15 protein-coding genes are annotated in these 21210 nt (G+C 69.8%); 6 read left to right on the forward strand and 9 right to left on the reverse strand.

Features of this window, described 5'->3' with window-relative positions:
- The first annotated feature begins 38 nt into the window (after window positions 1-38).
- Window positions 39-797, forward strand: a complete 759-nt coding sequence (locus tag HG543_RS05505; RefSeq protein WP_169343611.1) for a L,D-transpeptidase family protein — start codon at window positions 39-41, stop codon at window positions 795-797.
- Window positions 798-809: 12 nt separating this feature from the next.
- Here HG543_RS05505 and HG543_RS05510 read toward each other — a convergent pair whose 3' ends face one another.
- The 3 genes from HG543_RS05510 to HG543_RS05520 form a co-directional block, all read right to left on the reverse strand.
- Entirely contained in the window at window positions 810-1640 is an 831-nt protein-coding gene (locus HG543_RS05510) for a zinc metalloprotease (protein WP_169343612.1), read from the reverse strand.
- A gap of 140 nt (window positions 1641-1780) precedes the next feature.
- The gene (locus tag HG543_RS05515) at window positions 1781-2962 is read right to left on the reverse strand and encodes an ABC transporter substrate-binding protein (RefSeq protein ID WP_169343613.1); all 1182 of its coding nucleotides are present in this window, start codon (window positions 2960-2962) and stop codon (window positions 1781-1783) included.
- Window positions 2963-3095: 133 nt separating this feature from the next.
- A complete protein-coding gene (locus HG543_RS05520) occupies window positions 3096-4469 on the reverse strand; it encodes an FAD-binding oxidoreductase (protein WP_169343614.1) in 1374 nt (457 codons plus the stop codon).
- Window positions 4470-4582: 113 nt separating this feature from the next.
- Between HG543_RS05520 and HG543_RS05525 the strand changes: the two genes are divergently transcribed.
- A complete protein-coding gene (locus tag HG543_RS05525) occupies window positions 4583-6232 on the forward strand; it encodes a HEAT repeat domain-containing protein (protein ID WP_169343615.1) in 1650 nt (549 codons plus the stop codon).
- Between the two features lie 17 nt (window positions 6233-6249).
- Here HG543_RS05525 and HG543_RS05530 read toward each other — a convergent pair whose 3' ends face one another.
- On the reverse strand, window positions 6250-7563 hold the full coding sequence (locus tag HG543_RS05530) for a cytochrome c peroxidase (protein ID WP_246356780.1): 1314 nt from the start codon (window positions 7561-7563) through the stop codon (window positions 6250-6252).
- A 354-nt stretch (window positions 7564-7917) separates the two neighbouring features.
- Here HG543_RS05530 and HG543_RS05535 point away from each other — a divergent pair, with 354 nt between their 5' ends.
- Window positions 7918-8967, forward strand: coding sequence for a hypothetical protein (locus HG543_RS05535; protein ID WP_169343617.1), 1050 nt, complete (start codon window positions 7918-7920; stop codon window positions 8965-8967).
- Between the two features lie 11 nt (window positions 8968-8978).
- Here HG543_RS05535 and HG543_RS05540 read toward each other — a convergent pair whose 3' ends face one another.
- A complete protein-coding gene (locus tag HG543_RS05540) occupies window positions 8979-10442 on the reverse strand; it encodes an SPFH domain-containing protein (RefSeq protein ID WP_169343618.1) in 1464 nt (487 codons plus the stop codon).
- Between the two features lie 122 nt (window positions 10443-10564).
- The gene (locus HG543_RS05545; RefSeq protein ID WP_343073281.1) at window positions 10565-11917 is read right to left on the reverse strand and encodes an OmpA family protein; all 1353 of its coding nucleotides are present in this window, start codon (window positions 11915-11917) and stop codon (window positions 10565-10567) included.
- A gap of 114 nt (window positions 11918-12031) precedes the next feature.
- Here HG543_RS05545 and rd point away from each other — a divergent pair, with 114 nt between their 5' ends.
- The 3 genes from rd to HG543_RS05560 all read left to right on the forward strand — a co-directional run bounded on the left by rd (window position 12032) and on the right by HG543_RS05560 (window position 14466).
- Window positions 12032-12199 carry a rubredoxin gene (gene rd, locus HG543_RS05550; protein WP_169343619.1) on the forward strand — a complete coding sequence of 56 codons (168 nt, stop codon included), beginning with the start codon at window positions 12032-12034 and terminating at the stop codon, window positions 12197-12199.
- A gap of 148 nt (window positions 12200-12347) precedes the next feature.
- Window positions 12348-13982, forward strand: coding sequence for a fumarate hydratase (locus HG543_RS05555; protein WP_169343620.1), 1635 nt, complete (start codon window positions 12348-12350; stop codon window positions 13980-13982).
- Window position 13983: 1 nt separating this feature from the next.
- Window positions 13984-14466: a GNAT family N-acetyltransferase gene (locus HG543_RS05560; protein ID WP_169343621.1), complete on the forward strand. Its 483-nt coding sequence runs from the start codon at window positions 13984-13986 to the stop codon at window positions 14464-14466.
- A 4-nt stretch (window positions 14467-14470) separates the two neighbouring features.
- Here the strand turns inward: HG543_RS05560 and HG543_RS05565 are convergent, their stop codons facing one another.
- The 3 genes from HG543_RS05565 to HG543_RS05575 form a co-directional block, all read right to left on the reverse strand.
- Window positions 14471-14692 carry a hypothetical protein gene (locus HG543_RS05565; RefSeq protein ID WP_169343622.1) on the reverse strand — a complete coding sequence of 74 codons (222 nt, stop codon included), beginning with the start codon at window positions 14690-14692 and terminating at the stop codon, window positions 14471-14473.
- Between the two features lie 167 nt (window positions 14693-14859).
- The gene (locus tag HG543_RS05570; protein ID WP_169343623.1) at window positions 14860-16980 is read right to left on the reverse strand and encodes a M13 family metallopeptidase; all 2121 of its coding nucleotides are present in this window, start codon (window positions 16978-16980) and stop codon (window positions 14860-14862) included.
- Window positions 16981-17164: 184 nt separating this feature from the next.
- Entirely contained in the window at window positions 17165-20476 is a 3312-nt protein-coding gene (locus HG543_RS05575; RefSeq protein WP_169343624.1) for a C45 family autoproteolytic acyltransferase/hydrolase, read from the reverse strand.
- Between the last annotated feature and the right edge of the window lie 734 nt (window positions 20477-21210).

The raw sequence follows: 21210 nt of genomic DNA on the forward strand, positions 1-21210 counted from the left end.
CGGGGAACGGATGGGGGAGCCGGGGTGTCCCAGGCGGCATGAGGAACGCCGCCGCCTGCCTGCTGATGCTCTTCGCGCTCTCCGCCCATGCGGAGCCCCCTCGGGTCGCCGCCGCGAGGAAGAGCAAGACGCCCGTCATCGCCGCGCTGTTCAAGTCCGCCGGGGTGGCGTGGCCGCCGGAGCGGATGTACGTGCGCGCCTTCAAGCACGAGCGCGAGCTGGAGGTGTGGGCGGGCGCGAAGGCGGGCCCCCTGGTGAAGGTGAAGACGTATCCCTTCTGCGCCGCGTCGGGAGAGCTGGGGCCGAAGCGCCAGCGGGGCGACCTGCAGGTACCCGAGGGCTTCTACACCATCGACCTGTTCAACCCCTGGAGCGACTACCACCTGTCCATGCGGGTCAGCTATCCGAACGCGGCGGACAAGAAGCACAAGACGGCCGCGGACCCGGGAGGGAACATCTTCGTCCACGGTGACTGCGTGAGCATTGGCTGCATCGCCATCGAGAACGAGCCCATCCAGGAGCTGTACGTGATGGTGCTGGACACCCGCGCGAAGACGAAGCGGGACGTCCCCATCCACATCTTCCCGCGCCGGCTCGACGCGGAAGGTCTGAAGGCGCTGGAGAGAGGCCGCCCGGCCACGGACCCGCGCTTGGCGTTCTGGCGCAGCCTCCAGCCGGCGTACACCCACTTCGAGGAGAGCCGGCTCGTCCCCGTCACCTCGGTGGAGCCGGAGACGGGCACCTACGTGGTGAAGCCGGCGCGGCACGCCCGGGTGGTGGGCAGCACGCGCCGGTGAGAGCAGGCGCGCCTACGGGTAGTAGGCTCGAGCCCCCTGCTGGTCGAGCATGGAGAGGGAGAAGTCCCCCGTATTGGTGCCTCCGCACTGCGGGTAGTGCATCACCGAAGCAGGGTCATAGGCGGTCAGCGGGCACGCGCCGGTGCTGGAGTCGTAGCAGCCCGAGGTGCTGACGCGGACGTACTCGTGCACGAAGCCGAGCGTGTGTCCCAGCTCGTGCCGCAGCAGTCCCGCCAGCGTGTACGGCGCGATGGTGCCGAGAGCGCTGGTGCTGATGAGGATGTTGCGGCCGGAGCGGGTCGCGTTCGGGAAGAAAGCGCGCGCGAGATAGGACGTGTTGGTCGTGGGCCGCACATCGAACACGACGCCAGCCTGAGCCGCCGTGCAGTCGCCGTCATACTGGCTCAGGTAGGTGTAGTTGACGTTGGCCGCGGCCTCCCACGCGGCCGTCGCGGTGGCCATGGCGGTGATGACCCGCGACTTGTTGGCACCGAAGGTGTTGCTGACGCAGTAGGTGAGGCCGCGAGCCGCGCTCGCCGACCACTTGTTGTACACCCCACCCGAGCACTGCGCGGTCAGCGCGCCCTCGCTCGTGCCCGGCGCCCCTCCTCCACCCACGCGCTTCTGGAAGTACTCGCGCAGCCCGGCGAGGCCCTGGACGGCCTCGTCGCCGTTGACGACGTACACGTCCGAGTCGGGCTCGTCGTACGCCGTCGCCAGGAACTCCTCGAAGGACACGTCCTGCACCTGCTCCTCCGAGAGCAGCTCGGGCTCGGCGCTTCCACACGCCGAACCGAGAAGAGACACACCCGCCAGCAACGCCACTGAGCGAACGTCGAGCATGGGCTTCCTTTCCTCGTGGGACTTCCGGGACGACGCGAGACCGCCGGGCCCCCCGCCACGGTCGCGCGACATGGACGTGAGCAGGGCTCCAGGCAAGAACCCTGCTCATCCAGAAATCCTAGCCCACTCGGAAGGAAAGGTCAGGGCGTCACGGCGGCGGCGAAGCGCCGCTTGCCGTCGCGGATGGTCAGGATGACGGCCGGCTTCACGGGGTTGCGATTGGCGTCCATCGAGAGCGTGCCCGTGGCGCCGGGGAAGTCCTTCGTGGCCGCGAGCGCGTCGCGAATGGCCGGGCCGGAGAGGGACTCCGCCCGCTCCATGGCCGCGAGCGCGACGCGGGCACCGTCGTAGCCGAGCGCGGACGCGGCCTCGGGCGAGCGGCCATAGCGGGCCCGGAACGCGGTGATGAAGCGCTGCAGCTCCGGCGCGGGGTTGTCCTCCGCGTAGTGCGACGAGTAGTGCGCGCCCTCCAGCGCGCCACCCGCCAGCTCGAAGATGCGGTCGGACTCCCAGCCATCTCCGCCCAGCAGCGGCTGCGTCATGCCCAGCTCGCGCGCCTGGCGGGCGATGACTCCCACCTCGCTGTAGAAGCCCGGCAGGTAGAGCGCCTGCGGCTTCGCCTTCTTCGCCGCCAGCAGCGGCGCGCGGTAGTCGGTGTCGCCCTTGGAGTAGGCCTCCACCGCCACCACCTTGCCCCCCAGCTTCTTGAAGGCCTCCTGGAAGGCCTCGCTCAGCCCGAGCGAGGACGCATTCCTGGCGTCGTGCAGCACCGCCACGGTGTCCAGCTTGAGGTTCTCCCGGGCGAAGCGCGCCATGGCGCCGCCCTGGAACGGGTCGATGAAGCAGGTGCGGAAGATGTAGTCGCCCTTCTTCGTCACGTCCGGGTGCGTGGCCGAGGGCGTCACCATGGGCACCCGCGCAGCCTGCACCGCGTCCGCGATGGCCAGCGAGCCGGACGACGTCACGTCGCCGAGGACGAGCATCACCCGGTCCTGCGTGAGCAGGCGCTGCGCCGCGGCCACGGACTCCTCGATGCGGCCCTGGGTGTCATAGGAGCGCAGCTCGATCTTCCGGCCCTTCACCCCACCCTTCGCGTTCACCTCCTCCACCGCGAACTGGATGCCGTCGCGCACCACGGTGCCGAACGAGGCCTCCGAGCCCGTGAGGCTGCCCAGCGTGCCGATGACGATGGGCCCCGTCTCCGAGGCGGTCCGCGGCTGGGCGGCGGAAGGCTGGGCCGCGGGCGCGGCGGGAGGAGCCTTCCGCTCACAGGCGAGGGCTCCGAGGACGACGGCGGCAAGCAGTGGAACGAGGCGGGACATGGGGTCTCTCCGGGCGCGTACTCTGGCACGGACACGCATCAGGAGACGTAACCGAAACGCCTGGGCGGCGGCCACCCTCCACGGAGAGCCCGTCCGGTGAACATGCCGACCACCAGGGGGGCCGGCCGGGAAGTCAGAACACCTTGCCGGGATTCAGGATGCCGAGCGGGTCCAACGCGCCCTTGATGGCGTGGTGGAGGCGGAGCCCGCCATGGCCGAGCTGCTCGCCCAGGAAGGGCCGCTTGAGCGCCCCGACGCCATGCTCGCCGGTGATGGTGCCGCCCAGCGCGAGCGCGGCGCGGAGGATGTCATCGAAGGCGGCCCGTGCCCGCTCCAGCGCCACTGCGTCGTTCCGGTCGAAGACCACCGTGGGGTGCATGTTGCCGTCGCCGGCATGGCCGAAGGTGCCGATGAGCACACCCCGCTCCGAGGCAATCTGCTCGACGGCGGCCAGCAGGTCCGCGATGCGCGAGAGCGGCACGCCCACGTCGTCGAGCAGCGTGGCCCCCTGCTTCTCCAGCGCGGGATAGGCGAGCCGGCGCGCCTGCATGAGCAACTCGCCCTCGGCCTCGTCGGCGGACTGCGCGACGAAGGTGGCACCGGCGGCCTCGCACGCGGCGGCCATCCGAGCCAACTCCTCGACGCCCTGCCCTCCTCCCGCGTCGGAGCGGGCCAGCAGCAGCGCCGCCGCATCGACGTCCAGGCCCATGCTCCCGAAGGACTCGACGGCGCGGACGGTGGCGCGGTCCATCAACTCCAGGAGCGACGGGCGCACGGAGGCCATGATTTCCGTCACCGCCACCCCGGCCCCGACGAGCGTGGGGAATGAGGCCACGAGCGTCGTCGCCTTGGGCGGACGGGGCCGCAGCTTCAGCGTGGCCTCGGTGATGACGCCCAGCGTACCCTCGGAGCCGACGAACAGCCGGGTGAGGCCATAGCCCGCGGAGTTCTTCATCGTGCGCCCGCCGGTGCGGACGACGGAGCCATCCGCGAGCACCGCCTCCAGGCCGAGCACCGCATCGCCGGTGACGCCGTACTTCACGCAGCACAGGCCGCCCGCGTTGGTGGCCAGGTTGCCACCGATGGAGGAGAACTCCCAGCTCGCCGGGTCGGGGGCGTACCAGAGCCCCTGCTCCGCCGCCGCGGCCTTCACCGCCGCGTTGAGCGCGCCGGGCTGCACGACGGCGAACATCCCGCGCCGGTCCACCTCCAGCACCCGGTTCATCCGCGCGAGCGAGAGGACGATGCAGCCATCCACCGCGTTCGCGCCACCGGACAGCCCCGAGCCCGCGCCCCGGGGCACCACGGGGACGCGCAGCGCCGAGGCGACGCGAAGCGCGGCCTGCACCTCGGCGGTGGAGGCCGGGCGGACCAGGACGCGGGGCACGCCGGCCGGAGCCCACTGGGCCTGGTCCCGCCGGTGCGCTTCGAGCACGTCCGCGTCCGTGACGAGCGATTCGGGCGGCAGCACCGCCGCGAGCGCACGCACCAGGTCGGTCTCACTCATCTCGATGAACCTCCAGGACCCGGGTTGCGGTGGGGCCACGCGCCCGCTACCTTATGGACGTTCCTGCATCCTCGCAGCCGGTCTCGCCAGCCGGTCCCAACTCGGCGTCTGGATTGTCCTCAATCCCCAGTCTGGTGTGGTCCTCGCGCGAGAGCATCCGCGCACAGTTGCTGTCCCTCCTCGAAACGACGCCCTCGACGGACTCGAAGCTCCGGCAACGGGTCGTCAGTCTGCTCGGCATCTTCGGTGGCCCGGAGGACGTTCCGCTCCTTCGCGCCCTGCTGTTCTCCGACCTGGAGGACTACTCCGTCCAGAACGTGGCGCTGTGGAACGGAGTGAAGCTCGGCCTGCGGCTCTCTGGCCCGGAGCTCGCTCGGCTCCTCGCGCGGGAGTCGCCGCACGGCTGCGGGGGGCATACCCACCTGGGGCCCTGCACTCCGACCCTGGAGGACTTCATTCCCCTGGCGACGACGGAGGAGACCCTCTCGGTCATCGAGACCACGCTGCACGAGGCCTCTGCCTACAAGCGGGCACGGGTGCTGGCGTCAGCGGATGACCTCCACCTTCCCTCCCACCTCGTGGAGCGGCTCTACACGCGCTGGTACACGTCCGACCGTCAGGTGCTCGCGGCGGGAGATGTGTACGACCGTCGCGCCAATCTTGATGTGGCCGTGGCCCACCGTGCGCGGCCGGAGGCGTGGAGCCTCATCGAAGAGTGGCTCCGCGAACTGGAGGCAGAGGACCTGATACGGCCCGAGCGGTGGGACTTGTCGGAGGAGGAACTGGGGCGACTCTTCCGCGTGGCGCCCTCGCTCCACCGCCGAGCCCTGGAGTCCCTCTTGCTTCCGCCTCCGGAGCTGCTGGCTCACTTCGGGCTGGATGCGCTGCTGCGCCGCCTGCGACGCGTCATGCGCGCGGCGAGTGTCGGGGAGTACCGTGAACGCCGTATCAGCCCACTGCCCGATGAATTCCCCCAGGCCGTGAGCCTGCTGGTGGAATGGCGGGAGGCCCGCCCGCTCCTTGCCTCCCTTCTCTGCGACTTCAACCTCTCGGAGAAGGTCCGGCGCGAGCTGCTCAACGCCCTCTTCGACCATGACCGTGCCAGGGTCATCCGCTGGGCCCACGTCGCTTCGAGGTATCCCGACAACGCGCCCCTGGTGCGCTTCGTGCTCCTGCGCGCGGCCCGTCAGCCGGAGCCGGGAGACCGTGCGCTGTTCCTGGCCGCGCTGCGAGGCCCGGACGACGAGGCCCGGGCCTTCGCGCTGGCGGGGTTGTTCGCGTTGGGCGAGACGGGGGCTGGCTGGTGCGACCGGCTCACCTCCCTGGTCCACTCGGACCATCCGCGAGTGCGCCTCGGGGCGGCCGCATGCCTCGCGCGCGAGGGCCGGCGCGAGTGGCTCCCACTTCTGCGGCAGGAGGCCCTCGAACCTTCCGAGCCGCGACTGCGCGCCGAGGCGGTGCACTGGCTCGCGCGCGTGGATGCGGAAGCCAGCCGGCCCGTGCTGATGAAGCTGCTCGCCGAGGAGGACTCATTCGCCCGCGGGTCGCGCATCGTGGGGGAGGATGAAGTGGTCTGGGCTCTCTCGCGACTGAGGTCGAACGAGGACCTGTCCGCGCTGCTCGATGCAGCGACACGGAGCTGGAGTTCGCCGCTGATGCTCCGGGTGCTGCGGTACCACCTCGCACGGCAGGAGGGACACCCCGTCGAGGACATCCCTCCACCCCTGCCCCGCTGGAACGAATACGACGTCTCTCCTTCGTAGCGCTCCCGCCGGGTGGCTCAGAGCCTGTTCAGGAACTGGAACAGGTCCTCCTTTTGCGCGGGGCTGAGCGACTCGGGGAGTCCATTGGGCGTCTCCGGCGGGTGGACCGGGGGTAGGTTCAGCGGCGCGGTGAAGGGCAGGATGAACTGGCTGTAGGTATCGAGGACATCTCGCAGCGTCGCGTGGCTGTTGTCGTGGAAGTACGGCGCCGTGCGCGCGACGCCGCGGAGCGACGGCATGTCGAAGGTCTCGAAGTCGAGCGGGTCTCCAGTGATGAGCGCACGGCCCGGATCCGTGGTGAACCACTGGGGGATGAGGTTGGGGCCAACGATGGGCGCCCCGTTCTCGTCCAGCGCCGGGTTTCCATCGTACGGGTCGCCGCTCAGCGTCTTCGGAATGGGCGGCAGGTCCGTCACCTGCTGCTGGCGCGTGCCGTCCGTGTAGAAGCGGAAGCGGTAGCGCGGCAGCTCCACGGAGGCGTTGAACGCGGGGAACTGGCCAATCTGTCCCAGGTAGGAGAAGAACGCGAAGCCGACGTTGAAGAACTTGTCGTCCGCACGCGGAGTCACCGCGGGAACGGGCCCGACACCCGGGATGACGGTGAAGACGACGTTGCCATCGGGCTTCAGCACGCGCCCCTGTCTCGCCAGCTCGTTCAGGCCCGCGTGGGTGATGTCCGTCTGGGTGGCGCCACCGTGGCAGCCCTGACAGGCGAGCTTGAAGACCTCCCGGCCGCGCCGTTCCTGAGGCGTGAGCAGCATGAAGTCCTCCGGGACGGGCACCCGCGCGCGCGGGACTCCAAGCTCCAGCCAGTCCGAGACGAACCGCGCGCGAGGCGATGAGAACTCGCCCCGCTGGAAGTCCGCGATGGCCCGCAGGTGCGCGGGCGCCACCGTGCCGCCCTCGCTGTGGCTGGTGATGGCGGACTGGGCTTGCTCCTCCAGGTGGGCCTCGCGGCCGTCGTACTGGAACGCCCCGGTGATGGCCGTGTCCTGGATGCTCGGCACCCCGCGCCAGACCGCGACCTTCCGGTCCGCGGGCGTGATGACATGGCCGTCGTAGTCAATGACGTCCATGTTCGCGGGCAGCGGCAGGACGACGCGGACGAGGCCCTTCTTCAGATGCTCATAGGTGGGCACGGCCGCGCTCGGGTCATCCGCGTCGATGCGATTGAACAGCGGATCCCCTGGAGTGGAGGCCAGCCGCGCCACCACGTTCTCCGGCCGCAGGACCGTGCTCTCGTCGAGAACATGGCAGGTGGCGCAGGAGCGGCCGTTGGTGTTGGGGAAGGCCTGACTGAAGAGCCGTCTACCAGTATGGGTGCCGTGCATCTCGGATTGAGCCTGGGTGACGGAGTCTGTCTCAGCCGTGGGCTGGACTTCCCGTGCCCGCGCATCGGCTTGAGCCGTATCCGTGCATCCAGGGAATCCGCCGAGTACGAGCGCACTCGTCAGACACGCGACGACGCGTCTGCTAACCATGGGTATGTCTCCGCTGTGATGGACTCACAGGGAACACCGGCGATTCGCCAACGTGTCACCGGGCGTGAGGCGTGGTCGTGCGAGGCTCGAGCTCGAAGCCGTGGGCGGAAACGCCTTGCCCTGGGTCAGAATGAGGGAGATGCGTGCGTCCCCTCCATCCGCGGCTGCCGAATCACCTCGAGAGAGGACAAGAAGGAAGGACACATGCAGCCAGGCGTGGCCATCAGCCCTGACGACATCCACGATGAGGGCCTGCCCGTCGCGGGACCGGGACTGCGGCTGGCCGTGCCCGCTTCGGGCCGCTGGCTCCAGCGTCCGTCCCTGCACCTGGAGGCGGCGCCTCGCTACCGGCTGCGCCTGATGAGCGGAGGCCAGCCGCTGCTGTGGTTCCGCATCGACTCCTACTGGGACCAGAGCGCCTTCCTTCGGGGCACGCCCCATGCTCCGTGGGGGCTGCCGCCGCTGTCCGCGCCCGACGTGCGGAGCGTGACGCACGCACCGGGGACTCCGGCGTGGTGGGAGGCCTGGGCGTGGCGCACGGGCCGCGCGCTCGTGGAGGCACCGGCGACGGTGTTGTACGCGGGCCAGTGGTGCCTGCGGCCCCTCCGGGCCATCCCCGCGGACAGGGCCTCGCGCCATGCCATCAGCCCCATGGAGTGGGGATTCGGCCAGCCGTTCTCGCCGCCGCACTCGCTGGAGGAGGTCCTCCACTTCGCGCCGTTCTGGAAGGAGCGCTGGTGGGACGAGGAGCCGAAGCAGCGGCCCGGCGCCGTGCTGCCGCTACGCGCGCCCTCCGCCGCGGAGGAGGGCCGCATCAAGAGCTGGCGCAAGCACGCGCGGGGCGGAACGCTGCCGCCCGTGCTGCTGCTCTACGTGGACCTGCTCTCGAAGTGGCTGGTGCTGGACGGGCATGACCGCGTGCACGCGGCGCTGCTCGAAGGCGTGGAGCCGCCGCTGCTGGGGCTGTGGCCGTTCATCGAGCCACGGCATCCCCGGAGCGAGGTCCGCGAGACGGGCGCCCTGATGAGCGCGGAGTTCCAGCTCCGCGCCGGAGCGACACCGGAGGTCATCGACCGGGTCAACCGCATGCTGGTGCGCAACTTCGAGCCGCCCGAGCGCGGCACCGTCAGCCGCGCCTGGCCCATCCGGGGAGGACTGGAGGCATGGCGCGCGGAGGTGCTCGCGTGGAGACGCTGGAACGGCCTCGCGGTGGATGAGGACGCGTGGGAGTGGTTCGTCTCAGGGAGCGAGTGACATCCCGTGCCTCAACGAGGCTCCAGCGGCGTCGGATGGCCGCCCTTCCCTTCCTGCACGGCCGTGCCGCCCACCGGGGCCTGAGCAGTCCCGCGAGCAGAGCCTTCGGCCTTCAGGATGTTCATCAGGGCCATCATCTGAGCGACCAGCGTGGCCACGCCCTGGCCGTCCTGCGTGCCTCCGCTCCCGCCGATGGAAACCGAACGCAGCTCCTGGGGCTTCGGCAGCTTCTCCGCGATGGCGGGCAGCAGCTCCACCAGCCGTGCCTGCACATTGGCGGGAGTGAGCCCATTGAGGATGCCCTGCCGCGCCTCCAGCAACTCCAGCTCCACGCGGGACTGGCGGTTGCTCGCCGCACGCTGCACATCCCCGGCCTCCGTGGCGGCCAGTGCCTCCCGCTTGAGCCTCGCGGCCTCGGCCTCCTGCTTCAGCCGGGTCAGCTCCGCCTCCACGGCGAGCCGCGCCTTCTCCAGCTCCGCGCCTTGAAGCGCGGACTGCTGTCGCTCCACCGCCAGCCGCCGCGCGTCCTCCTCCTCGCGTTGCTGACGACGCAGCCTCTCGGTCTGCTCGCGGTCGTACGCCTCCGACTCCTTGTGCGCCCGCAGCATGGCCAGCTCGCCGTCGCTCTCCAGCCGCATCCGCTCCCGCGCCTGCTCCACCTCCAGCTCGCGCTGTGCCAGGGCCTCCTCTGTTCCCAGCGCCGCCAGCCGGGCAATCCGCTCCCGCTCGGCACGGAACGGTGTCTGGAGGCTCTCCCAGAGGCGCGCGGAGCTCACCACGGCCTCCTTGATCTGCACCGTGACGATGCGCAGCCCCAGACCCTTGTCTCCGCCCCCACCGCCCTCCGCCACGTGCCGCAGCCGTGCCGTCAGCTCCTCGATGATGGGCTGTTTGTCGGAGAGCACCGCGTCGATGCTCATCGTGGCCACCTTGTCCTTGATGGCCGCCTCCGCCTGCTCGCGGAGTTGCACGTTCACCACGCGCATCGGGTCCTCCGCGTCGGTGAAATCCAGCTTCCGGTACGCGGTCGCGAAGTCCTCGATGATCCACTGCACGTAGCCCTGCACCAGCAGCCCCTGCAACTCGCGGCAGATGCAGTGCGCGTTGATGATGATGGTCTGCATCGCTCCCGGCGCGACCAGGAACGAGTCCCGCGCCGGGTCGAACCGGAACGAGACGCCGAGGCCGATGTGCAGCGGCTGCGCATGGCCTCGGCGCGTGTGGACGACGTAGGCATTCGGCGGGACGATGACGGTCTTCCACCGCCAGAAACCGGTGACGCGCACGTCCACCGCGTTGCCCGTCCGCTCCGCCACGGCCGCCGGTCCCGCCACGCGCCGCAGGGGCAGCGCGTTCGCCTGCGCCTGCATGGGCGCCATCACCTTTCGCGCCTTCAGGTCCACCTCCAGGCGCTGCTGCTGCTCCCGCACCTGGTCCAGGTACTCGTTACGAACCGGTTCCTTTGAACTCTGCATGGCCCCCCTCCAGAGCAGCACCGTCCGTTGGCACACGCGCCCGGAGCACGCTGCAGTGAGAGAGTCTACCGGAAGATGTCGACGATGAAGGCAGGGGTGGGGAGAATTCGAGGCGCCCGCCCCTACTTCGTGCGCAGCAGCACGAACTCCACGCGGCGGTTCAGCTCGCGGCCCTTCGGAATGAGGTTCGGCGCCTTGGGCTTCGTGTCTCCCATGCCGCCCGTCTCGATGCGCGAGGCATCCAGCCCCTCGGCCACCAGCAGCGCGGCCACCGCCTTCGCGCGGGACTCGGAGAGCGCCTTGCGCGACGACGCGGGGCCCTCGCGGTTGTCCGTGTGGCCCTCGATGCGCAGGCGCAGCGACTCGTCACGCACCAGCAGGTCCACCAGCAGCGCCAGCCCCGCCGTGGTGCCCTTGCGCGGCGTGGACTGCGTCTCCGCGAAGCTCGGCTCCTTCGGCAGCTCCACGCGCTCGTTCTTCACGCTGGCCTGCTGCGTCTTCTTCGCCGGCGCCTTCGCGAGCGTGAAGGCCACCGTGGGCTCCGCCTCCCGCGTCAGCTTCACCTTGCGCGTCTGCGCCAGGTAGCCCTTCGACAGCACGTCCACCGTGTACTCGCCGGGCGGCAGCATCACCGGCGTGGGCGTGCGCGCCTTCGCGTCCGTCAGCACCTGCTTCGGCGCGCCCTTGCCGCGCACGTACACCGTGGCCGCCAGCGGCTTCTTCCCCGCCAACACCTTCAGCAGCATCCGCGCGGACGCCGCGGCCGTCTGCTCCGGCCGCTCCACCGCCGCCACCACCGCCGTCGTCCCCGAGGCCGGCTGCGTCCCCGACACCGGCTGCACCGGCGTCGTGACAGGCGGCGGCGGAGGCGTCTGCGCCACCTTCGCGGGCGTTCCCGCGTCCGGCGTCTCCGGAAGGGCCGACACCGCCAGCGGGGCCGTCATCTCCGCCGAGACATCATGCGACAGCTTCAGCTTCAGCCGCGGGTCCGGCGCCGTGGGGTTGATGCCGGGCATCACCTTCACCTTCACCCGCAACCCCTTCTGCACCTGGAACGTCACCGACGCCGTCAGCTTCCACAGGAAGCCGCTCTCCTCGCTGAAGAGGTTCCACGACGCGTCATTCGTGTACGTGACGCGCGACACGAGCGTGAAGGAGCCCTCCTCCACCTTCACCGCCGCCAGCCGGTGCAGGCCCGGCGCGTTGAGCTTGTCCGGCCCGGGCACCGCCAGCGGCTGGCCGTTGAGGGAGAAGTCCGCCTCCACCAGCTTGTAGCCCTTCCCCGTGCCGGCGCCCGGAAGGCCCTCGAAGGAGATGACCACCTCCGGCGGCGGCGTCTTCACCATCTCCTGGAGCTGCCGGTCCAGGTCTTCACGCGCCCGCTGCTCCACGGACGAAGGCTCGGCCGCGCGCGCGTTGATGGCGAGCAGACCCATGATGACGAGAAGCGGTGCCTGAGAGGTGAGGGAAGCCACGGGGGGCTACAGCATCGCACAAACGGGCCCGCGCGCGAGTTGTCGTCTCGGGGGCTGACGACCAGCCGACCCTCCGTCCCCCTCCCCGCCCTCCACCGGCGTTATCCTGCGGACATGAAAAGGCGCTACCGCTGCACCATCTGCACCCACATCTACGACCCCGCGCTGGGAGACCCCGACTCCGGCATCGCCCCCGGGACGGCCTTCGAGGACATCCCTGATACCTGGATGTGCCCCGACTGCGGCGCCACCAAGGCCGACTTCGAGCCCGTCGAGGACTGAAGCGCCCTCCACCGCTGCTTGTAGCTCCCATGGGGAGAGATTCTCCTCCCGCCCCGGCCCGCCCTCCGGCCGGGCTCCTTCCGGCTACCCATCCAGGGGGCATCGGCGCTACGCCTACCCCCCTCAGCACACTCGCAGAGGCCACGCGATGACCGACTTCCAGTTCCAGGAAATGCTGCCGCTGGGCAAGGACGAGACGCCCTTCCGGCTGCTCACGAAGGACCATGTCTCCACGTTCGAGGCCGGAGGGCGCACCTTCCTCCAGGTCGAGCCCGAGGGGCTCACCCTGCTCACCCGCCAGGCCATGCGCGACATCGCGCACCTGCTGCGCCCCGGCCACCTCGGCCAGCTCGCCCACATCCTCAAGGACCCCGAAGCGTCCTCCAATGACCGCTTCGTCGCCCTGGAGTTGCTGAAGAACGCCAACATCGCCGCCGGCGGCGTGCTGCCCTCCTGCCAGGACACGGGCACCGCCATCGTCATGGGCAAGAAGGGCCAGTACGTCCTCACCCGCGGCAATGACGAGGAGGCCATCTCCCGCGGCGTCTTCGACACGTACCAGACGGCCAACCTGCGCTACTCGCAGATGGCCGCGCTGGACATGTACCGGGAGGTCAACACCAACAACAACCTCCCCGCGCAAATCGAGCTCTACGCCACCGACGGCGACGCCTACAAGTTCCTCTTCATGGCCAAGGGCGGCGGCTCCGCGAACAAGAGCTACCTGTACCAGGAGACCAAGGCGCTGCTGAACCCGCAGAGCCTGCTCGCCTTCCTCGACCAGAAGATCCGCTCGCTGGGCACCGCCGCGTGCCCGCCGTACCACCTGGCCATCGTCATCGGCGGCACCTCCGCGGAGTTCGCCCTCAAGACGGCCAAGTACGCCTCCGCGCGCTACCTGGACACGCTGCCGCGCGAGGGCAACTCGCTGGGCCGCGGCTTCCGCGACGTGGAGCTGGAGCAGGAGGTGCTCAAGCTCACGCAGCGCATGGGCATCGGCGCGCAGTTCGGCGGCAAGTACTTCTGCCATGACGTGCGCGTCATCCGCCTGCCCCGCCACGGCGCGTCCTGCCCGGTGGCCATCGCCGTGTCGTGCTCGGCGGACCGGCAGGTGCTCGGCAAGATTACCCGCGAGGGCATCTTCCTGGAGCAGCTGGAGGCGGACCCGGCGAAGTACCTCCCCGAGACGACCGACTCGGACCTGGGTGGCGAGGTGGTGAAGATCGACCTCAACAAGCCCATGAGCGAGATTCGCGCCGAGCTGTCCCGCTACCCCATCAAGACGCGCCTGTCGCTCACCGGCCCCATGGTGGTGGCGCGCGACATCGCCCACGCGAAGATCAAGGAGCGCCTCGACGCCGGCCAGGGCATGCCGCAGTACCTCAAGGACTACATGGTCTACTACGCCGGCCCGGCGAAGACGCCCGAGGGCTACGCCTCCGGCTCCTTCGGCCCCACGACGGCGGGCCGCATGGACGCCTACGTGGACCAGTTCCAGGCCGAGGGCGGCAGCTTCGTGATGCTGGCCAAGGGCAACCGCTCGCCCGCCGTCACCGAGGCCTGCAAGAAGCACGGCGGCTTCTACCTCGGCTCCATCGGCGGCCCCGCGGCGCGGCTCGCCCAGGACTGCATCAAGAAGGTGGAGGTCCTGGAGTACAAGGAGCTGGGCATGGAGGCCGTGTGGAAGATTGAAGTCGTCGACTTCCCGGCCTTCATCGTGGTGGACGACAAGGGCAACGACTTCTTCGCCAACATCAACAAGCCGTCCGCGAAGAAGGCCTGAGATGTCCGAGGGTCCGCGAGTCGTCACCTGGGATGCGCGCTACCGCGAGGACTTCGCGCGTCTCAACCGCGGGTGGATCGAGCAGCACTTCCAGCTCGAGCCCGCGGACGTGGCGAGCTTCGCGGACCCGCACGGCACCTTCGTCGCCACTGGGGGCGAGGTGTTCTTCGCCCTCTCCGGCGGGAAGGTGCTGGGCACGTGCGCGCTGCGCCGCGAGGCGGACGGCGTCTACGAGCTGTGCAAGATGGCGGTGGACCCCGAGGCCCGTGGCCTGGGCCTGGGGGACGCGCTGATGGAAGCAGTCCTCCGGTTCGCGAAGTCACACGCCGCGAGCCGGGTGTACCTCGTGTCCAACACGAAGCTGGGGCCCGCGCTCGGGCTGTACCGCAAGCACGGCTTCGTGACGACGCGCGAGGGTGAGGAGGTGTCGCGCGAGGCGGGCTACGCGCGCGCGGACATCGAGATGGAGCTGCGGCTCGGCTGAGCCTTCAGACTCCCGGCGGCAAATCGCTGGGGAGCGGCATCGGCGCGCGCTTCTTCTTCGGCATGACAGAGCGGCGCGGCCCCTTGAGGGCGACGCCCAGCAGCATGGCCGCGGGCAGCATCATCCCCAGGCCCTGCGTGAGGTTGTCGGGCGGCCGGACGACGGCCCCCAGTACGAGGGCGGAAAACAACAGGCCGCAGACCAGGCGGAGGACGAGGGCGTTCACGCGGGGACCTCTATCAGGAGTGTCGCCCAGCCTAAGCACCCGGGGAGCACTGTCCACCCGCGCCCCCTCGCTTTCCAGGCGGCCTTCACCGCCCTACCCGCCCCCACGCGCCGACTCGCCGCGCGTCCGTCAGTGACGCGCGGCGAGCCTGCTCCGGCCGGAAGGGACTACCAGACCTTCACGCGCTGCTCGGGCGGCAGCCACGCGGCGTCGCCCTGCTTCACGCCGAAGGCCTCGTAGAACTCGGGCATGTTCCGCACCACGCCGTTGACGCGGTACTGCGGCGGCGAGTGCGAGTCGGTCAGCAGCATCTGGCGCATGGCATCGTCGCGGTACAGGCCGCGCCAGATCTGCGCCCAGCCCAGGAAGAAGCGCTGGTCGCCGGTGAAGCCGTCGATGGTCGGCGCCGGCTTGCCCTGGAGCGACAGCTTGTAGGACTGGTACGCCACCGTCAGGCCGCTCAGGTCGCCGATGTTCTCACCCAGCGTCAGCTTGCCGTTGACGTTCATCGCCTCCAGCGGGCTGAAGCCGTTGTACTGCTCCACCAGCATGGCGGTGCGCTTCTCGAAGCCGGCCTTGTCCTCGGCCGTCCACCAGTCGCGCAGGTTGCCGTCGCCGTCCGAGCGGCTGCCCTGGTCGTCGAAGCCGTGGCTGAACTCGTGGCCGATGACGCCGCCGATGGCGCCGTAGTTCGTCGCGTCGTCCGCCTCGGGGTTGAAGAACGGCGGCTGGAGGATGGCGGCCGGGAAGACAATCTCGTTCATCGTCGAGCTGTAGTAGGCGTTCACCGTCTGCGGCGACATGTGCCACTCGGCGCGGTCGATGGGCTTGCCCAGCTTCGCCATCTGCCGGTTGAACTCGAACGCGTCGCCGCGGCGGACGTTGCCCACCAGGTCACCGGCGGTGATTTCCAGGCTGGAGTAGTCCCGCCACTTCTCCGGGTAGCCAATCTTCACGTTGAACTTCGCCAGCTTGGCCTGGGCCTGGGCCTTGGTGGCCGGGCTCATCCAGTCCAGCCCGTCGATGCCCTTGCGGAAGGCCTCGCGCAGGTTGGCGACCAGCTCCTGCATGCGCTGCTTGGACGCGGGGCTGAAGTGGCGCTCCACGTAGAGCTGGCCCACGGCCTCGCCCAGCGAGACATTCACCACCTCCACCGCGCGCTTCCAGCGCGGGCGGTTCTCCTGCATGCCCTGCAGCGTCTTGCCGCGGAACTCGAAGTTCGCCGTGTCGAAGGCGCTGCTGAGCAGCGGGGCGCGCTCGTCCAGCACCTTGAAGGTGAGGTACTGCTTGAGCACCGGCAGCGGCGTCTTCTTCAGCAGGCCGGACATGGCCTGGAAGTAGTCGGGCTGGCGGACGATGACGGCCGGGGTGGACTCGGCGCCAGCGGCCTTGAGGAAGCGCGCCCAGGGGAAGCCCGGCGTCAGCGCGTCCAGCTCCGCCACCGTCTTGAGGTTGTAGGTGGCCTCGCGGTCGCGGTTCTTCACGCGGTCCCAGCTCATCTCCGCCAGCGCCGTCTCCAGCTGGAGGATGGCCTGCGCCGCCTTCTTCGCGTCCTTCTCGCCGGCCAGCGTCAAGAGCTTCTCGATGTACGCGACGTACGCGGCGCGCGTCTCGACGAAGCGGGGCTCCTGCTTGAAGTAGTAGTCGCGGTCCGGCAGCCCCAGGCCGCTCTGGCTGGCGTAGACGATGTAGCGCGTGGCCTGCTTCGCGTCCTGGCCCACGTAGATGCCGAAGGGCACCTGCACGCCGTCACGCATGAACTCCGCGAACAGCTCGGGCAGCTCGGCCGCGCTCTTCAGCGCCTTCACGCGCTGCAGCTCCGCGCGCACCGGCTCCAGGCCCTGCGCCTCGATGCGCTGGGTGTCCATGAAGCTGTTGTAGAGGTCGCCCACCTTCTGCTGCGTGGAGCCGGGCTGACGCGCCTGGGCGGCGCCGGCCTCCTCGATGATGGCGCGCATGGCCAGCTCGGCCTTGTCCGCCAGCTCGATGAAGGTGCCGTAGCGGGCGCGGTCGGCGGGGATGGACGCGGTCTTCAGCCAGTTGCCGTTGACGAACTTGTAGAAGTCGTCCTGGGGCCGGACGCTCCGGTCCAGGTGGTTCAGCTCCACGCCCAGCGAGCGCACCGTCTCGGTGGCGGCCTGCGCCGAGGCGGAGGCGGCGGGCGCCTGCGCGGTGGCCTCGGCGCCAGGGGCCGGCTGCTGCGGGGTGGTGGCACAGCCTGCGAGGAGCAGCGTGCCGAGGGCGCTGGACGCCCAGGCATTACGGGCAAAGGGCTTCTTGGGGCTCATGTGGCTCCGAGAGGGGGAAAAGAGGCGGCGGATGCTGCCGGACCTGGATGGCCGTCGTCCATCCAGGCGGACAGGAAAAACATCCGGGCGTCGTCCCTATTCCTCGGGTTGGCTCCCCAGCGGCCCTCCGGGCGCGAGGGCCCGCCCCACGGGCAGCGCGGGCGGGCCGTTGCTCGGCGTGCGACTACGGCTGTCCCATGACGGGACCGGGCACGGAGGGCGCCGGCGCGGGGGCCGGAGCCGGAGCCGGCGCGGGGGCCGGCGTCACGGTGACGTCCTGCGCCAGGTTCTCCAGGTCGTGGAAGCCCTTGGCGCTCACGTCCGCGCCCTGGAAGCGGGCCCAGCCCTGGAGGTTGCGCTGGAAGGAGCGCGTCATCCGCCACAGCTGGAGGGCGCTGTTGGCCGTGTACACGTAGAGCGTGCGCTTCGGGTTCCACGGGTTGGGCAGCGCCAGGGCGAGGCCGTCATCCGGGCGGCCGTAGGTCTTCCCCTGCCAGCGGAAGTAGCGCCGGCCCAGCTCCACCGGGAGCTTCTTCTCCTCGGCCAGCCGCGCCAGCAGCGCGTTGTCCTCCGCGCCGCCGAAGAGCATGAGGTCCCGGTCCGCCAGCTCCGCGTCCGTCACCTCGCCGTCCTGCTTGATGGGGGGCAACAGCTCCGTGAAGGCATCCGCCAGCGACTCGCGGTAGCCCAGCGCCAGCGTGCGCATGGACTCCGTCTGGCGCGCGGTGCCGTGCACCAGCAGCAGCCGCTCCCAGGCGTCCGTCTGGTTGTAGAGCACCTGGAAGCGCTCGCGCGGCACGGGGATGTCGTTGGACGGGTTGAACACCACGCGCACCGGCGCCTCGGCCGTGCGGAAGGTGAACGTCTCGTTGGCGCTCTTCACCTCCACCCGCTCGAAGGTGGAGCCCTTCGCGGTGCGCACCTCCACCATCGTGACGAAGTGCCACGGCCGGGCGGCCGGCTGCTCCACCTTCAGCGTCACCTCGTAGCCGTCCTTCACCTGGGCGGCGGTGGCGCGAATCTTCGGCTGGGGCAGCCCGGTGCGCTCGTGCCACTGGGCGATGAAGGCGCCCACGTCCTTGTTGGTGGCCTCCAGCACGGTGCGCTTGAAGTCCGCCGTGGTGAGCTCCTTGTTCGCGTAGCGCGTGTGCACGGCGCTCATCGCCTTGGCGAAGGCCTCGTTGCCCAAGAAGAGCCGCAATTGGTGCAGCGCCACGGTGCCCTTGATGCGCGGCAGCGTGTACGCGCCATAGCGGCCGTAGTCCGTCTTCAGATTCACCGGCGCCGCGTCCGCCTCGCGCGTGGAGAGGAAGAGGAAGCGCGCGTTCAGCTCCGCCAGCGCGTCGCGCTGCTGCTCGAAGGCCTTGTCGTCGGCCTCCGGCAGGTCCTTCAGCAGCTTCCAGTACGCCGCGGTGCCGCTGGCCAGCCAGTTGTCCGCGTCCGACGCGGGGAACACCGTGTTGGCCCACAGCTTCTTGGCGTCGAAGTGGATGGCGTCCTTCACCTTGGCCAGGTCGCGCTTCGGCGCGGCGGGCTCCTCGGGGGCCTTCCAGCTCTTGCGCGCCTCCTTGAGGCGGTCGGCGACGACGACGGGGCTGAAGGCGGTGTAGCCCAGGGACAGGTGCGGCGTGGCGCCCGGCAGGTCCGGCATGAAGCGGCTGCCAATCATCTTCTCGCGCAGCGTCGTCTTGCCGTAGTGGGCCAGGAACATCAGCTTCTCGGCCATCTCGGACGTGGTGATTTTTCCGTCACACGCGTGCGGCCGGTTGATGGGGCTGGAGGCCAGCATCCGGATGGACGTGTCCAGGTCGAAGCCCTTCTTGCCGTACTTCGCGTAGTACTCCCAGAAGGCGATGTCGCGGTTCCAGGTGTTGAAGGTCAGGTCCACCGGGGCGTTGTCCGGGTTGGGCACGTACTCCTTGCGCACCTCCAGGTCCCGGTTGTTGTTGTTGGCCCAGATGAAGTCCTTGAGGTTGCCCGGCGTGTCCGAGGCGTTGCCCTTGCTGCCGGTGCGCCACAGGCGCGTCTTCTTCGTGCCCAACAGGAGGCAGGCGCCCTCGTCCGTCTTGGTGTCGGCCATGGTCCAGTCGTTGGTGTACAGGCCGTTGTTGCCCTCCTTCATGATGCGGGCGACGTCGTCGATGCTGGACGCGTACTGGGCCGCCTTGCGGATGCGGTTGCTCTGGGGCGAGCCGTTCATGTCGAAGGGCGTCTGGCCCACCGTCGTCTCGCCAATGACGATGCCCGCGGCGTTGACGTACCAGTCCGCGCCGCTGTGGATGCCGCCCGGGAAGGTCTGCATCACGAAGCGGTGACCCTTGGTGGGCTGCACGTCGAGAATCACGTCCCAGTGCACGCCGGTGTAGCCGTTCCACATGAAGATCTGGCCGATGATGGCGCGGCCATCCTTCGTGGCGGACTTGGTGGCGACGAACGAGGAGCAGTGGTCACCCTTGCCGGCGCGCTCCGTCTCGTCCTCGGCCTTGAGGAAGGTGCGGCCCGTCAAGGACGTGGGCGTGGCGCGGTTGGCCTCGTCCAGCTGGCCCGCGTCCACCGCGGAGTTGAGGGTGACGATGTCCACGAGGTCCAGCTCGCGGTCCTTGAACTTCACGCCAGCCTTGTTGGCGCCGTCGGCGATGCCCTTCATCTCTTCCAGGTACTCGGCGTCGTACTTGCGCAGGAAGAGCGCGTCCGCGAGCAGCCGCGCGTGGCTCCAGCCCTTGGCCGCATCCGTCTTGTCCTTCTGGATGCCGAGCTTCTCCATGTACGCGACGATTTCGCGGGCTGTCAGCTCGCCGAGCTGCGAGCCGCGCTCGTAGGGCTCGCCCTCGATGTGGACGTAGATCCACCCGCCGTCGTCATAGCGGAAGCCCTTGCCGGACCAGCGCACGGACTCCATCGGGACGTAGGCGGTGATGTCGTCCACCTTCTCCACGCGCACGTCGTCGAACCAGGCGGTGCCCGTCGCCTTGCCGTTGCGGCCCAGGTGGAGCTGCACGCGGTCCGACGCCTGGGTGGCGAAGAAGAGCGCCGACACGCGACCGCCGGACTCGGTAGCCGGAGCGGGCGTGCAGTTGGTGAAGGGGAAGCTCTTCATGGAGAGACAGGCGCCATGGGCCGTGGGGTAGCGCGCCAGCGGGTCCGCCTGGACGCCGCGCGTGCGCACCCAGGCGCTGACCCGGTAGAGCTGGCCCACCTGGAGCTTCATGGCCTCGGACTCGACGGTGGTCTCAGCGCCACCCTGGGGGTTCTCGATGGTCAGGCCGCGGGCTCCCTCCACCTTCGCCTCGGCGGAGCCGGTCGCCTTGCCCGGCCCTTTCGCGGTCCAGAAGGCGGGCAGGCCGGACGTGCCACCCGCAATTTCGAAGCCGCCGTTGGGCACCGGGACAGGGGTGGCCGCTGGCGTGGGTGCCGCGAGGGAGGGCGTCGCGTGGAGCGCGCCCACGGAGACGAGGAGCGCGCCGAGAAGCTTCGACGTCTTGCGGGGGTCGGTCATGGAATGAGGTCCCGTGCGGGGAAATCGCCCGCGCATGACACTTCTCCCTCCCCCGAGCGTCAACCTCCCCCGTCACCCGGGGACGACCCGGGAGGGCTTGACGCGGGGCGCCTTGCCCCCTCGGCTGCCGGCCTCGGGTGTCGGCCCAGGTGAGCCAGGTACCCGGAGGACGCGAACCTGCTTCAGGGAAGTCCGGTAAGGCCGCGAGGATTGCCTGCGGCTCCCTTCGCCATTCCGGCGCCGCCCCTTCTGTTTCCATGGCGCATCTTCCGCGCCTCGGATTCGTTCGAGGTGGGAATCTTCCTGTCCTCGGAGGCGCCCTCCCTCATCGTGAGCGTGGTGCCTGGTGCCCCATCGCAGCCTCCATGGCGGTCAAGGCGTCGTCCCGCGGCACCGCGTGACTCCCGAGCCCGCGCGCGTGTCAGCCCTCGCCTCGGCTCATGGATGGACCGAAGGGCACGCAACCGGATGAGCTGCCAGAGGGCATTCCCTGGCGCGAGCCGCATCCTTCCTGGCATGTCAGCCCTCTCCGGAAGGAGGGCCGTCGTGGAGGAATGATTCCTCCGGCGAGGCGGCATCCCCGGCGGGTCGTCGTGGAGGAATGATTCCTCCAGCAAGGGGGGCGCCCGAGGCGGGCCGTCGTGGAGGAATGATTCCTCCAGCAAGGGGGGCGCCCGAGGCGGGCCATCGTGGAGGAATGATTCCTCCAGCAAGGCGGCGCCGGGGGGCTGGGA

Origin of the sequence: Pyxidicoccus fallax (assembly GCF_012933655.1) — a bacterium.
Taxonomy (GTDB): Bacteria; Myxococcota; Myxococcia; order Myxococcales; family Myxococcaceae; genus Myxococcus; species Myxococcus fallax.